Source organism: Mesorhizobium sp. 43Arga (assembly GCF_053714255.1).
On sequence record NZ_JBSKBO010000002.1, the window covers coordinates 462,274 to 475,504 of the forward strand.

The window sequence follows — 13,231 nt, forward strand, 5'->3', positions numbered from 1 at the left end:
TGGTGCGACACAGCTATTTCGGCAGCGCGCCAGCTATTTCGGCAACGCGTAAGCCATCACATAATCGCCTGGCTTGGTGCCGACCGAGCCGTGGCCGCCGGCGACGATGACCACGAACTGGCGTCCGTCGGCGACCGTGTAGGTCATCGGCGTCGACTGGCCGCCGGCTGGCAGCCTGGCCTGCCAGAGCTGCCTGCCCGAGGTCAGGTCATAGGCGCGCAGATAATTGTCGACCGCGGCACCCAGGAAGGCGACGCCGCCGGCGGTGATGATCGGCCCGCCAATGCCTGGCACACCGACCTTCAGCGGCAGCGGCAGCGGCGTCATATCGTAGACGGTGCCGTTGCGATGCTTGTAGGCGATGGTGCCGGTCCGCAGGTCCGCGCCCGCGACATAGCCCCAGGGCGGCGCCTGGCAGGGAATGCCCAGCGGCGACAGGAACGGCCCCATCACCACCGCATAGGGCGCGCCCTCGTTGCGGTTCAGCCCCTGCTCGCTGCCCTTGGTGTTGTCGCCCGGCGGCGGCACGTCCGCGCGGGGCACGAGTCTCGACGTAAACGCCAGATAGGTCGGCATGCCAAACATCACCTGGCGCACCGGATCGACCGCCACCCCGCCCCAGTTGAAGGTGCCGAAATTGCCGGGGTAGATCAGCGACCCCTGCACCGACGGCGGCGTGTAACGGCCTTCGTAGCGCAGCTTGTGGAAGGCGATCCGGCAGGCCAGCTGGTCGAACATGGTGATGCCCCACATGTCGGCATCGGTCAGCGGCTTCGGGCTGAAGGAGAGAGCCGACATCGGCTGCGTCGGCGACGTGTGATCGCCCTCGACGGCGCCGCCGGGCGCCGGCACTTCCTTGACCGCAACGATCGGCTCGCCGGTGCGACGGTCAAGGACATAGAGATCGCCCTGCTTGGTCGGCCCGACCAGCGCTGGCACCACTGTGCCGTCGGCCTTGGTGATGTCGATCAGGCTCGGCTGCGCCGGCACATCCATGTCCCAGAGGTCGTGGTGCACGGTCTGCCGCACCCAGCGCAACTGCCCGGTGTTAAGGTCGAGCGCGGCGATCGAGGAGGAGAATTTCTCGACATTGGCGCTGCGCCCGGCGCCGAGCTGGTCCGGCGTCTGGTTGCCGAGTGGCACATAGAGCAGCCCAAGCTTCTCGTCGGCGCTTGGCGTCGACCACATGTTGGGCGAGTTGGCGGTATAGGTCTGGCCCGGCGCCAACGGCGTCGTCTGGTCCGGGTTGCCGGAATCCCACTTCCACACCAGGGCGCCGGTGCCGACATCATAGGCGCGGATGACCCCCGACGGCTCCTGCGTCGAATAATTGTCGTTGACCGCGCCGCCGACGATGATCTTGCTGCCTGATATCAGCGGCGCCGAGGTCGAATAGTAGTAGCCCGATTTCGGATAGGGCATGTTGGTCAGAAGATTCAGCGTGCCGCCCTCGGCAAAGGCAGCACAGACCTGCCCGTTGGCGGCGTCGAGCGCGATCAGCCGCGCATCCGAGGTCGGCAGGTAGATGCGGGCAGCACAAGGCTGGCCGGCAGCGATGGCGGCATCGGCATAGTACGACACGCCGCGGCAGGTCTGGTGCTGGCGATCCTTGTCGAGCTTGATCTTGGGATCATAGCGCCATTTTTCCGTGCCGGTGGCGGCATCGACCGCGATGGCGAAATTATGCGGCGTGCAGATGTAGAGCGTGTCGCCGATCTTCAGCGGCGTCACCTGATAGGTGGTCTCGCCGATGTCATCCGGCCCCTTCACATCGCCGGTGCGGTAGGTCCATGCCGGCTGCAGCCTGGCGACATTGTCGGGCGTGATCTGGTCGAGCGGCGAATAGCGCTGGCCAAACTGCGTGCGTCCGTAATAGTGCCACTCGCCAGCCGGCACATCATTGCCCAGATTGGCGTTGGGAATCACCTTGTCGGTGTCGAGCGCGCCATCAATGCCTTTCGGGTCAGCGGTCATCGAATAGCCGGCGACCGCCAGCGATGCCAGCACGGCAAGGATGAGCGGCGCGCGCGCGTCAGGGCCGGTTACGCCTCTCCTCGCCCACGGCGTCAGCAGCCACAGCGCCACCAGCACGATGATGCCGCCGCGCGGGCCGAGCTCCCACCAGTCGAAGCCGATTTCCCAGACCGCCCAGGCCAGCGTGCCGAGCACGATCGCCGCGTAGAGCCACAAAGCAGTCGACCTGCGCCTGTAGAGCAGCCAGGCAGCGATCAGGAAGGCGAGGCCGACGACGACGTAGTACCAACTGCCCCCCAGCGAAGCCAACCGGATGCCACCGCCACCAAGCGCCAGACCGAGGAGAAAGAGAACGAGGGAGGTGATGGTGACAGCCAAGATGATACTCCTTCGACTGTTGCGCGCTCGCGCGGCCATGGGCAAACCCCGCGCATCGCTCCTGCCCGTGTACAGCTTTCTCCCGCCTGCCCTGCCTGTCAAGCTGCCCACACGCCAAGGTGGCAATCCATCTTGCCTGCGTCGCGGTTTTCCAGCAGTCTCCATGGATCATCTTTCCCGTGGAGCAAGCAACATGCCGTCACTCGTTCCGCCACTGACGCGCATGGCGTTTGTGCTCTACTGCCTCGTCCCGCTCATTGCCGGCACGGCCGCCGCGCCGGCGCAGACAATCAGGGAGATCAACAAGGCGAACGGCTTTCACGAGATGCTGATGGGCATTGGCCCGGGTTTCACTGCAGCCGTGAAATCGGCACCGGGAACGCCGCCCCAAAAGGTCCTGGACGCGCTTGCCGCGGCTATGGAAGGTGCCTTTGATCCGGAGAAGATGGAGGCAGCCATCGAAGCCAGGATGGCGGACAAGCTCAGCGCCAGGGACCTGTCCGACCTGGCCTCGTTTTATGCTTCACCCTTGGGCAAACAGATCACCGCGCTGGAGATCCAGGCTTCGTCGCCGCAAACAAGGGAGGCCAAGAAGATCGAGGGCGCCAAAATCCTCGGCGAGCTTCCATCCAAGGACCAGGCCAGGCTCGCTCTGTACAGGAAGATGATGGACGATATCAGCGCCGTCGACACCGGAGAAGCCGTCGGCTTGAACATGGGCTATGCAATGCTTTCCGAAATGCTGGGCGCGGCCGGAAAGCCCCTGCCCGACGACCAGGTAATGGCCCTGCTGCGCAAGCAAACCGAAGGGCTTCGCCGTGACATCGACAACGATGCCATGGAATCTGCAGCCTATATCTACCGGGATATGTCCATGACCGACCTGAAGCTTTATGAGGCCTTCCTGGCCTCACCCGCCGGCAGCCGCTATTACGACCAGATGCAGGTCGCCCTGGGCGCGGTGATGACGGACGAGGCGCGCTCGTTCGGCCATCGATTTTTCGTCGCCCTCGGCTACCGCAAGGCGTGAACCCTCGATATCAGGTACTTTTACCCAGAACAAAACGTAGACAGTTCTGGTCTTTCCCTGCCGAATCACTACATTCGGGGGGAAGATGTCCGGCTTTTCCGAAGACATGCCCTTTTTCGATGAACCCAATGCGCGGCCGACGGCCCCGTCGGGCATTGCCGCGCGCGCCATGGCTGCGCGCAGCGGCCAGAACAGTGCGCCTGATTATCTGAAGGGGCTGAATCCGGAACAAAGGCTGGCTGTGGAGACCACCGAAGGCCCGGTTCTGGTGCTGGCGGGCGCCGGCACCGGCAAGACCCGGGTGCTCACCACCCGCATCGCCCACATCCTTGCCACCGGCAAGGCCTTCCCCTCGCAGATCCTCGCCGTCACCTTCACCAACAAGGCCGCGCGCGAGATGAAGCAGCGCATCGGCATCCTGATCGGCGAAGGCAATGTCGAAGGCATGCCTTGGCTCGGCACCTTCCATTCGATCGGCGTGAAGCTGTTGCGCCGTCATGCCGAGCTTGCGGGCTTGCGTTCCGATTTCACCATCCTCGACACCGACGACGTCGTGCGGCTGATCAAGCAGCTGATCCAGGCCGAGGGCCTCGACGACAAGCGCTGGCCGGCCAAGCAGTTCGCGCAGATGATCGACGGCTGGAAGAACAAGGGGCAAGGTCCGTCAGACATCGCCGAGGGCGACGCGCGCAGCTTTGCCAACGGCAAGGGCCGCGAGCTCTACAAGGCCTATCAGGAGCGGCTGCAGACGCTGAACGCCTGCGACTTCGGCGACCTGCTCTGCCACCCCATCCGCATCTTCCGCGCCAATCCGGACGTGCTGAAGGACTATCACCGGCGCTTCAAATACATCCTCGTCGACGAATACCAGGACACCAACACCGCCCAATACATGTGGCTGCGCCTGCTGGCACAGCGGCCGGACGCCGGGCGTGGGGCAACTTCGACGGATCTGCGATCGGCCGAAGGCCGCAAGCCCGACCGGGCGTCGGCCGGCCAGGCCGTCCCCGCGGAGGCCAGCGAGCAAAGCTCGCGTGCGGCCGTGGGCGAAAACAAAGTAAACATCTGCTGCGTCGGCGACGACGACCAGTCCATCTATGGCTGGCGCGGCGCCGAGGTCGACAACATCCTGCGCTTCGACAAGGATTTCCCGGGCGCAACCATCATAAGGCTGGAGCGCAACTACCGCTCGACCGCGCACATCCTGGGTGCTGCCTCCCACCTCATCGCCCACAATGAGGGCCGCTTCGGCAAGACGCTGTTCACCGATCGCAACGATCCCGAGGATGGCAAGGTCAATGTCCACGCCGCCTGGGATTCCGAGGAGGAAGCCCGCGCCATCGGCGAGACCATCGAGGCCTATCAGCGCCAGAAGCATAATCTCAACGACATGGCGATCCTGGTGCGCGCCTCCTTCCAGATGCGCGCCTTCGAGGACCGCTTCATCACGCTCGGCCTCAACTACCGCGTCATCGGCGGCCCGCGCTTCTACGAGCGCATGGAAATTCGCGACGCGCTGGCCTTCTTCCGCGTCGTTGCCAACAGCGGCGACGACCTCGCCTTCGAGCGCATCGTCAATGTGCCCAAGCGCGGGCTTGGCGAAGCCACCATCCGCCAGATCCACGACACGGCGCGCGCGCTGCGCATCCCGATGCTGGAGGCCGCCGGCAATCTCGCCGAGAGCGACGAATTGAAGCCGAAACCGCGCGCCGCGTTGCGCGAAGTGGCCGCCAATTTCGAGCGCTGGCAGAAGGCGCTGGAAACCAAGCCGCACACCGAACTCGCCGAGACCATTCTCGAGGAGAGCGGCTACACCGACATGTGGAAGAACGACCGCTCGGCCGAAGCGCCGGGCCGGCTGGAGAACCTCAAGGAACTGATCCGCTCGATGGAGGAGTACGAATCGCTGCGCTCGTTCCTCGAACATGTGGCGCTGGTCATGGATGCCGAGCAGAATGCCGGGCAGGACGCCGTCTCGATCATGACGCTGCATTCGGCCAAGGGCCTCGAATTCGAAACGGTTTTTCTCCCCGGCTGGGAGGAAGGCCTGTTCCCCCACCAGCGCGCGCTCGATGAAGGCGGCCGTTCCGGGCTGGAGGAAGAGCGCCGGCTGGCCTATGTCGGCCTGACGAGAGCCAAGAAGAACCTGCATATCTGGTTCGTCTCCAACCGCCTGATCCATGGGCTGTGGCAATCGACCATCCCGTCGCGCTTCCTCGAGGAGCTGCCGGAATCGCATGTCGAGATCGCCGAAAGCGGCAATTCCTATGGCGGCTACGGCAACCCCTATGGCGGCGGCTCCTTCGCTTCCGGCCGTGGTGGTGGGCGACAAAACCCCTACGGCGCCTCGCGCTTCGACAATGTCGGCGCCAACGCGGAAAAATCCGGCGCGTTCTCCAACACCTATTCGACGCCCGGCTGGCAGCGCGCGCAGGCCAACCGCACCGAAGCGACCGACCGCAACTGGGGCACCCGCTCAGGCCACCAGGTCGAGCGCATCGGCTATGGCGAGACTGATTCCGGCTACGGCGCCGGCCGCACGAGCGTGAAGGGCCGCACCATCGACGGCGAACTGGTCGCCAAATCCGTCGCCGACAAGCCGTCGCCCTTCAGCGTCGGCGACCGCGTCTTCCACCAGAAATTCGGCAACGGCAACATCTCGGCCATCGAAGGCAACAAGCTGACCATCGACTTCGACAAGGCCGGCCAGAAACGCGTGTTGGACGGGTTTGTCGCGGCGGTGTGAGTAGTCCAGCCCTGATCAAGGCACTCGATGACTAACCCTATCAGCTTCGCCGGCATAGACCTTGATGACGAACGGTGGACGCTCTTCTCGGGCGGGTATCGCGTTCCCTATGATCCGCGAAAGGCGCTTCGCTCTCTCGAACTGGGTGAGGACGTTGAGGCCGCGTGGCAAGAGTTGGCTACAGAACTCTATCACCAAGGGGACGTCGGACAGGCATCCTACGCCGCCGTCCCCCATTTGGTCCGGATCCATGAGCAGCGAGGCGTTTCTGACTGGAACACATATGCGCTAGTCGCGATGATCGAGGAGGCGCGGCAGATTGGGAAAAACCCAGTCCCCACGACCGATCTCCGAGAACCCTACGAGCAGGCATGGCGCCGCCTCGTTCAGATCGGTCTCAGGGAACTCGATGCAGCCGAAGAGTCATTGCTTGTCTCATGCATCATCGCGGTGATCGCGATGGGCAAAAGGCAGTTCAATCTTGGCCGATTCGCCGCCCTGTTCGATGAAGATGAGCGCAAGCGACTCTTCGATGAAGCCATATGGTCCTGACTCACCTATACCTTGCCTGGTTCCACTTATGGCCGAGCAGCGACAGGATGATGATCAGGCCGTTGAAGAACTGCACGTAGAAGCCGCTCAATCCCGCCGCCACGACGCCGGTCTGGATGAACGACACGGTCACCGCGCCGATCGCGCCACCGGCGACCGTGCCAATGCCGCCCCAGGTCGGGGTGCCGCCGACGAACACCGAGGCCAGCACCGGCAGGAGATAGCCGTCACCGGCTGTCGGCCACCAGGTGAAGTTGATCATCACCGAGAACGTGCCGGCGATCGCCGCGCCGATGCCGACGAAGACGAACACTTTCACCCGCACGCGCTTGACGTCGATGCCCATCTGCTGGGCGCTGTCGGGATTGTCGCCGACCACCCTCACCTGCGCACCGAAACGATGCCTGTTGTAGAGCATCGCCGACAGCACGACGAAGGCGATGGCCCAGAAGATCTGCACCGGAATGCCGTAGATCTGGCTGGAGAAGATCTTGTAGGCCCAGCTGTTGCTGAGGCTGGTCAGCGCCATCGACTTGCCTTCGTTGATGATCTGGATCAGGCCGCGCAGCAGGAAATTCATGCCGAGCGTGGCGATCAGCGACGACAGCCCGCCATAGACGACCAGCGACCCGACCAGGAAGCCGAGCAGCATGCCGGTGACGAGTGCCGCGGCAATGCCGATGAACGGATCGTAGCCGGCCTGCACCACCAGGGCGAAGACCCAGGAGGCAAACCCCATCGTCGCCGGAAACGACAAGTCGATCTCGCCGCAGGTGACGACGAAGACCAGCGGCACGACCACGAACAGCGCCACGGGCAGCGTCGTCAGCACCGAACTGTAGAGATACCAGGTGGTGAACACGGTCGGGTTGGCGACCATGAACACCGCCATCATGACGATGAACACGGCGAGCGTGCCGAGCGAGGCACGGTTGTCGAGGACGAAGCCGCGCAGCCAGTGATCGGATGGATGTTTCCACTCCTGGCGGGCGGACCCGGCATGAGCGCGCAGATGGCTTTCGAGATCGGGTTCCATGGTCTTGCTCATCGTGCTTGCTGCTCCGCTTCGCCGGCCTCGCGCAGTCCGGGCAATCCGCCGGGATGCGCGACGTCCTCCATGAAATTGATCAAATCTTCCGCCGACTTGACCGCGCTGCGGTCGGCGGTCAGCGCCACCTTGCCGCGATCGAGCACCACGAAGCGGTCGGCAATGTCGAAGACGTGGTGGATGTTGTGGCCGATGAACAGGATCGAGCGGCCGCTCGCCCGCACCTGGCGCACGAAATGGAACACCTTGGCGGTCTCGGTCAGCGACAGCGCCGTCGTCGGCTCGTCGAGGATGATCAGTTCCGCCTGCTTGTAGATGGCGCGGGCGATCGCCACGCCCTGGCGTTCGCCGCCCGACAGCTGGCCGACGATCGAGTGCGGCGTGAACACTTTCGAGGTGAAGCCGATCTCGCGCATCAGCCGGCTCGCCTCTTCGATCTCCTTGTTGACCTTCAGCCAGCCCATGAAGCTGGTCAATTCGCGGCCCATGAAGATGTTGCGTACGATGGTCTGCTGCACGGCCAGCGCCCGGTCCTGGAACACCGTCTCGATGCCGGCGTCACGCGAGCGCGCGGCACTCCAGCCGGTCACCGGTCTGTCGCGCACGAGGATGTCGCCGCTGGTCGGCCTGACCACGCCGGACAGGATCTTGATCAGCGTCGACTTGCCGGCGCCATTGTCGCCAAGCAGGCCGACCACCTCGCCGCGGTCGACGCTGAGATTGACGCCGCCCAGAGCATAGACCTGACCATAGGACTTCTTGATATCGCGCAGTTCGATGATGCGTTCGGCCATCGGATCCTCGCTTTCATTGTCACATGCCGGCCCATTGCCGGCGGTCCTGCCGGCCGGGTTAGGCCCGGCCGGCAGCCTTGGGAGGTCAGCGCAGCGCCTGCTTGGCGAGCTCTGAGACGATCTCATAATTCTGCGGAGTGACGAAGCCGGCACCGGTGTCGACATTCATCGGCGCCAACCCCAGTACCACTTGCTGGCAGAGGCTGAGGATCGGCAGATAGCCCTGCATGAATGGCTGCTGGTCGGCCGTCAGTTGCACCCAGCCTCCCTTGAAGCCCTCGACGATCTGCGGGCTGGTGTCGAAGCCGAAATTGAAGATGTCGCCGGGCTTCCTGCCCGCGGCCTGCATGTAGGTCGGGACATTGCCGAGCATCTGGCCGCCGGGATAGCCGACCGCCTTGACACCGGGATTGTTGAGCAACGCCGCGGTGATCACCGGGATGGCGAGGTTCGGATCGGCGGCCCACTCGGTTGCGGAATTGATCTGAACGACGTCGACGCCGGCCTCTTTCAGCGCGGCGACCGTCCCGCGCTCGCGCGCGCCCCGGCTCTCATTGTCGAAGGGGCCGATCATGATCGCCTTGTCGCCGGATTTCAGCCCTGCCAGCTTGAACGCCTCGGCGCCGAGCGCGCGGCCCTGCTGTTCCTGCTGCGCGCCGACATAGCCGCCGCCGAACGCCGCCGTTACCTTCGGCACCGGCACGTTCTGGTACATCATCTTGATGCCGTCCTTGTGCGCCTGCTCGGCCAGCGGCATGATCGCGTCTTCGCCTGGGTGGCCCATCATGGCGATGCCGTTGGGCTTGACCGCAACCGCCTCGCGCAATTGCTGCACCATCTTTTCGACGTCCCAGCCCGAGAAGATGTAGTCGACCTTGGGGCCGAGATCGGCTGCCGCCTGCTTGGCGCCATTATAGACGATGGTGCCGAAAGCGTCACCCTCGGCGCCGCCGACGAAGAAGCGGATATGGACATCCTTGCACCACTGGCCGTCGAGCGCCCATGCCGGCAAGGTCGAGATGGCGGCGCAAAGCGCCGTGGCAGCGGCCACGACGGTCGTGCGCAGAAGTGTCGTTCTGATCGCGATGCTCATGCACTTGTCCTCCCATTGTTTCCCTCGTCAGCCGAGGGGGCTGTTGACGATTGCTTCGCCACTTACGAACCGGCTCCTCCGCCGGCCAATTCTCTCATCAAATTTGTCCTCATTTCGGATTCTGCAGGTAGCTGGCGCCTCCCCGGCATTGCTTGAGATATTCCAGCGCCCGGACCTGCCCCGTGATTTCGAGATCGTCGCGATAGACCGGGTCGTGCCAGCCCTCTATGTCGATGGCGCCCTTGTAGCCAGCCAGCCGCAATTCGCTGATCACCCGCGTCCAGTCGCTGTCGCCGAAGCCGGGCGTGCGCATCTGCACGAAGGGCAGCCGGCCGAACACGCCGTGCTCGCGGATGACGTCCCAGCGCACGGTGGCGTCCTTGCCATGGACATGGAAGATGCGCGGCGCCCATTTGCGGATCTGCGGGATCGGATCGATCAGATAGACGAGCTGATGGCAGGGCTCCCATTCCAGACCCAGATTTTCGTCCGGCAATTCGTTGAACATCAGCTCCCAGGCGTCCGGATTGTGGGCGATGTTCCAGTCGCCAGCCGCCCAATTGCCGTCCATGGCGCAATTCTCGAAGGCGATGCGCACGCCCTTGTCGGCGGCGCGCCTGGCCAGCGGTCCCCACACCTCGCGAAAGCGCGGCAGGCTGTCGGTCAGCTTCTTGCCGCGCAACCGCCCGGTGAAGCCACTGACCATCGAGGTGCCGAACAGATGCGCATTGTCGATGACCGTTTCCCAGGCCGCGAGCACGCCGCGATCGACCTCGCCGCTCTCCAGCGGATTGCCGAACACGCCGAGCGAAGACACGACGACATCGGCATCGCCGATCGCCGATCGGATCTCGCCGGCAAGGCGTGGCAGGTCCTTGCCGCCCAGCGTCTGCCAGAAGAAGGGCTGGATGCTTTCGAACCCGAGCTGCAGGATCTGCTTGATGTACGCCGCCGGGTCGTCGAGGTTGGCCCGCACCATGGTGCCGATCCGGATGTCGAGAAGCGGGTTTGGCATCATAGTGTTTCCTGTGTAATCGCCACGCGCCGGCCGGTCTCGGCGCTTTCGATGGCGCCGAAAACCATGGCCAGGCTTTTGATGTTGTCGGCGCCGCGCGTCTCCGGCTCGGTGCCGGTCTCTATGGCATGCATGAAATCCCTGATGATGCCGAGATGGCCGCCGACGCGGTCGGCCGAATCGAGCGGCGGCACCTCGATCGGCTGGGTCTTGGCGAACAGCCCATCGCGCTCCGTCGCCGCCACCTCCGCCGTCAAAAGGTCGTGGCCGTCCCAGATGAGGCTGCCGCGCTCGGCGACGATCCGCCAGCTGCCTTCCCAGCTGGTGCGGAAACCGTCGGCGCACCAGGAGCCGGCATAGGTGAAGACCTTGCCGCCACCAAGATCGAAGACCGCGCTTGCCGACGATCCCTGCCGGTACCAGGAATTGGCCGGCTCCCATTCCTGGCAGTAGACGCCGGCCGGCTCGCCGCCGGCCATATAGCGGGCGGCATCGAAAGTGTGGATGGCCATGTCGAGCAGGAGCACATGCGCCATCTCCTCGCGAAAGCCGCCGAAATGCGGCGCGACGAAGAAATCGGCATGGATGCTGGTCGGACTGCCGATGGCGCCGGAGTCGAGAAAGCGGCGGATACGCCTGACATTGGCGACGTAGCGACGGTTCTGCACGACGGCATGGATGCGCCCGGCCTGGCGGGCCGCCTCGACAATGGCGCGCGCGTTTTCCGGACTGTCGGCCAGCGGCTTTTCGGTCAGGAGATGGCAATTGTGCGCAAAGGCCGAAAGCGCGACCTCACGCCGGGCCGCGGGTACCACGACATCGAACACCGCGTCGGGCCTGGTCTGGTCGAGCACCGCGTCGAGGCTGGTGCCGATGATGGCGCCGGTGAGGTCGTATTCGAGCGCCCTCGCCTTCGCCCGCTCGGCGTCGAGGTCGACAAGGCCAACAATGGCCAGCCCGTCGATCTGCCTCGCGGCATCGAGCCATTGCCTGCTCATCGCGCCGCAGCCGACGAGGACGACATTCATCATCCGGCACTCCTCCCGTTCGGTCCCCCCAGACCGAATGTCACGGCATCCACGGCATCGCCGTAAACGTTTTCCGTAAACGTTTACGAGAACACACCCGTTAGCGTAGAATGTCAATCGGCTGCCAGCGAAAATCGTCCCGAAGCCTTGGCCTGAGCGGCAGCCAATGATAGCCAAGACGGGGGAGAACTGTCCTTGGCGTCCAGCATCCACGACCTAGCGCGTCACCTGAACATTTCGATCGGCACCGTGTCGCGGGCGCTGAACGGCCGCGCCGACGTCAATGCCGACACGCGCCAGCGCGTGCTCGACGCCGCCAAGAAGCTGAACTATTCACCCAACCAGTCCGGCCGCAGTCTCAGGCAAGGCGCGACCCATTCGATCGCCTTCATGCTGCAGCCGCATCCTGGCGACCAGCAATATGGGGAACCGTTCTTCATTCCCTTCCTGATCGGGCTGCAGGCCCGCCTGGCCGAAAACGGGCTCGACCTGACCGTGGTGATGGGCGCGCCGGGCGACTATCAGCAGGAGCGCCTGCGCCGCGTCGTCGAGACTCGCCGGGCCGACGCTGTCGTGTTGGCCTGGACCCGGCGCGAGGACGAGCGCATCGATTATCTCACACAGGTCGGCTTCCCCTTCGCCACGCTCGGCCGCAGCCGCAGCGGCGGCAAGGCCTACCCCTCGCTCGACCTCGATTTCAAGAAGGCCGGCAGCGATGCCGTCGACCGGCTGGTGGCACGCGGCCACCGCCGCATCGCCGCCATCCGCCCTTCCCTCGATCTCAACTTCGGCTATCTGTTCCTCGACGGCTACCGCGAAGCCCTGAAGCGGCATGGCATGGAGGTCGATCCCGCGCTGATCGCCGATGGCTTCATCAATGAGGCCGGCGGCTACCAGGTGACGCCCCGCGTGATGCTGGCAAAGGACCGCCCCACGGCCATCATCTTCAACAACGACGCCATGGCGCTCGGCGGCTGCAAGGCGCTGGCCGAGATGGGCATCCGCCCCGGCCACGACATCGCCGTGTGCGTCATCGTCGACACGCCGCTCTGCCGCTATTTCTCGCCGGCGCTGACCGCCTTCCGCCCGCCATTGGAGCCGATGGGAAGGCGGCTGGCCGAAATGCTGCTGGCCTCGCTTCCCGCCTTCGCCGGCCCGGAAGGCCCGCGCATCACCCGCGAAGTCTGGCCGCTGGAACTGATCGCGCGCGACAGCGATTGATGGCGCCCGTGAAGGGTGTCAATCCACCTTCTTCTCGCCCCGCTCGCCGGCCTTGACGATGTCGCCTGACGTGAACAGGATTTCCTTCAATTCCGCGCGCCAGTCCTTCTTCTGGCGCAGCAGGAATTCCAGGTCCATGCCGAAATGCTTGAACTCCTCGCTTTGCGCGTTCTGCATGATTGCCCGCGCCTGCGGATCCTTCTCCACCGAGATGCGCTGCTCGTACCAGCCGATCGCTTCCGCCTCCTCGATCAGCGAGGTGATCATGCGGGCAAAGGTCCGCACCTTCTGCGACAGGTCTTCAGGCGGTTCGTGATACTGGTCGAAACCCATGGCGTCCTCCGTGGTTCAT

Annotated in this window: 11 protein-coding genes; 4 read left to right on the forward strand and 7 right to left on the reverse strand. The window is 64.4% G+C overall.

Annotated elements, in window-relative coordinates; genetic code table 11:
* Positions 1-33: 33 nt before the first annotated feature.
* Positions 34-2,391 (reverse strand): glucose/quinate/shikimate family membrane-bound PQQ-dependent dehydrogenase, encoded by a 2,358-nt coding sequence (locus tag ACWGS8_RS08740; protein ID WP_454580539.1) that lies wholly within the window; start codon positions 2,389-2,391, stop codon positions 34-36.
* Here ACWGS8_RS08740 and ACWGS8_RS08745 point away from each other — a divergent pair.
* The 3 genes from ACWGS8_RS08745 to ACWGS8_RS08755 all read left to right on the forward strand — a co-directional run bounded on the left by ACWGS8_RS08745 (position 2,339) and on the right by ACWGS8_RS08755 (position 6,680).
* Entirely contained in the window at positions 2,339-3,382 is a 1,044-nt protein-coding gene (locus tag ACWGS8_RS08745; RefSeq protein WP_454580540.1) for a DUF2059 domain-containing protein, read from the forward strand. The genes ACWGS8_RS08740 and ACWGS8_RS08745 overlap by 53 nt on opposite strands.
* Positions 3,383-3,467: 85 nt before the next feature.
* Positions 3,468-6,128 carry an ATP-dependent helicase gene (locus tag ACWGS8_RS08750; protein ID WP_454580541.1) on the forward strand — a complete coding sequence of 887 codons (2,661 nt, stop codon included), beginning with the start codon at positions 3,468-3,470 and terminating at the stop codon, positions 6,126-6,128.
* A gap of 27 nt (positions 6,129-6,155) precedes the next feature.
* Positions 6,156-6,680 carry a hypothetical protein gene (locus tag ACWGS8_RS08755; protein WP_454580542.1) on the forward strand — a complete coding sequence of 175 codons (525 nt, stop codon included), beginning with the start codon at positions 6,156-6,158 and terminating at the stop codon, positions 6,678-6,680.
* 1 nt (position 6,681) lies between these two features.
* Here the strand turns inward: ACWGS8_RS08755 and ACWGS8_RS08760 are convergent, their stop codons facing one another.
* The 5 genes from ACWGS8_RS08760 to ACWGS8_RS08780 form a co-directional block, all read right to left on the reverse strand.
* Positions 6,682-7,728, reverse strand: a complete 1,047-nt coding sequence (locus ACWGS8_RS08760; protein ID WP_454580543.1) for an ABC transporter permease — start codon at positions 7,726-7,728, stop codon at positions 6,682-6,684.
* Positions 7,725-8,522 carry an ATP-binding cassette domain-containing protein gene (locus ACWGS8_RS08765; RefSeq protein WP_454580544.1) on the reverse strand — a complete coding sequence of 266 codons (798 nt, stop codon included), beginning with the start codon at positions 8,520-8,522 and terminating at the stop codon, positions 7,725-7,727. The genes ACWGS8_RS08760 and ACWGS8_RS08765 overlap by 4 nt, the downstream gene beginning before the upstream one ends.
* An 85-nt stretch (positions 8,523-8,607) precedes the next feature.
* Entirely contained in the window at positions 8,608-9,615 is a 1,008-nt protein-coding gene (locus ACWGS8_RS08770) for a substrate-binding domain-containing protein (protein ID WP_454580545.1), read from the reverse strand.
* 109 nt (positions 9,616-9,724) lie between these two features.
* Complete coding sequence (locus ACWGS8_RS08775; RefSeq protein WP_454580546.1) at positions 9,725-10,633, reverse strand: sugar phosphate isomerase/epimerase family protein; 909 nt, start codon at positions 10,631-10,633, stop codon at positions 9,725-9,727.
* Complete coding sequence (locus ACWGS8_RS08780; protein ID WP_454580547.1) at positions 10,630-11,661, reverse strand: Gfo/Idh/MocA family protein; 1,032 nt, start codon at positions 11,659-11,661, stop codon at positions 10,630-10,632. Before ACWGS8_RS08780 ends, ACWGS8_RS08775 begins: the two co-directional genes overlap by 4 nt.
* Positions 11,662-11,853: 192 nt before the next feature.
* Between ACWGS8_RS08780 and ACWGS8_RS08785 the strand changes: the two genes are divergently transcribed.
* Positions 11,854-12,879 (forward strand): LacI family DNA-binding transcriptional regulator, encoded by a 1,026-nt coding sequence (locus ACWGS8_RS08785; RefSeq protein WP_454580548.1) that lies wholly within the window; start codon positions 11,854-11,856, stop codon positions 12,877-12,879.
* Between the two features lie 18 nt (positions 12,880-12,897).
* On the opposite strand, the gene ACWGS8_RS08790 is transcribed toward ACWGS8_RS08785, so the two are convergent.
* Entirely contained in the window at positions 12,898-13,212 is a 315-nt protein-coding gene (locus ACWGS8_RS08790) for a ferritin family protein (protein WP_454580549.1), read from the reverse strand.
* Positions 13,213-13,231 lie beyond the last annotated feature (19 nt).

Bases quoted from the DNA above. Each gene is read 5' to 3' on its own strand.
- ACWGS8_RS08755 (WP_454580542.1), top strand. From the start codon at position 6,156: ATGACTAACCCTATCAGCTTCGCCGGCATAGACCTTGATGACGAACGG.
- ACWGS8_RS08770 (WP_454580545.1), bottom strand. From the start codon at position 9,615: ATGAGCATCGCGATCAGAACGACACTTCTGCGCACGACCGTCGTGGCC.
- ACWGS8_RS08745 (WP_454580540.1), top strand. From the start codon at position 2,339: ATGGTGACAGCCAAGATGATACTCCTTCGACTGTTGCGCGCTCGCGCG.
- ACWGS8_RS08760 (WP_454580543.1), bottom strand. From the start codon at position 7,728: ATGAGCAAGACCATGGAACCCGATCTCGAAAGCCATCTGCGCGCTCAT.
- ACWGS8_RS08740 (WP_454580539.1), bottom strand. From the start codon at position 2,391: ATGGCCGCGCGAGCGCGCAACAGTCGAAGGAGTATCATCTTGGCTGTC.
- ACWGS8_RS08775 (WP_454580546.1), bottom strand. From the start codon at position 10,633: ATGATGCCAAACCCGCTTCTCGACATCCGGATCGGCACCATGGTGCGG.
- ACWGS8_RS08790 (WP_454580549.1), bottom strand. From the start codon at position 13,212: ATGGGTTTCGACCAGTATCACGAACCGCCTGAAGACCTGTCGCAGAAG.
- ACWGS8_RS08765 (WP_454580544.1), bottom strand. From the start codon at position 8,522: ATGGCCGAACGCATCATCGAACTGCGCGATATCAAGAAGTCCTATGGT.
- ACWGS8_RS08750 (WP_454580541.1), top strand. From the start codon at position 3,468: ATGTCCGGCTTTTCCGAAGACATGCCCTTTTTCGATGAACCCAATGCG.
- ACWGS8_RS08780 (WP_454580547.1), bottom strand. From the start codon at position 11,661: ATGATGAATGTCGTCCTCGTCGGCTGCGGCGCGATGAGCAGGCAATGG.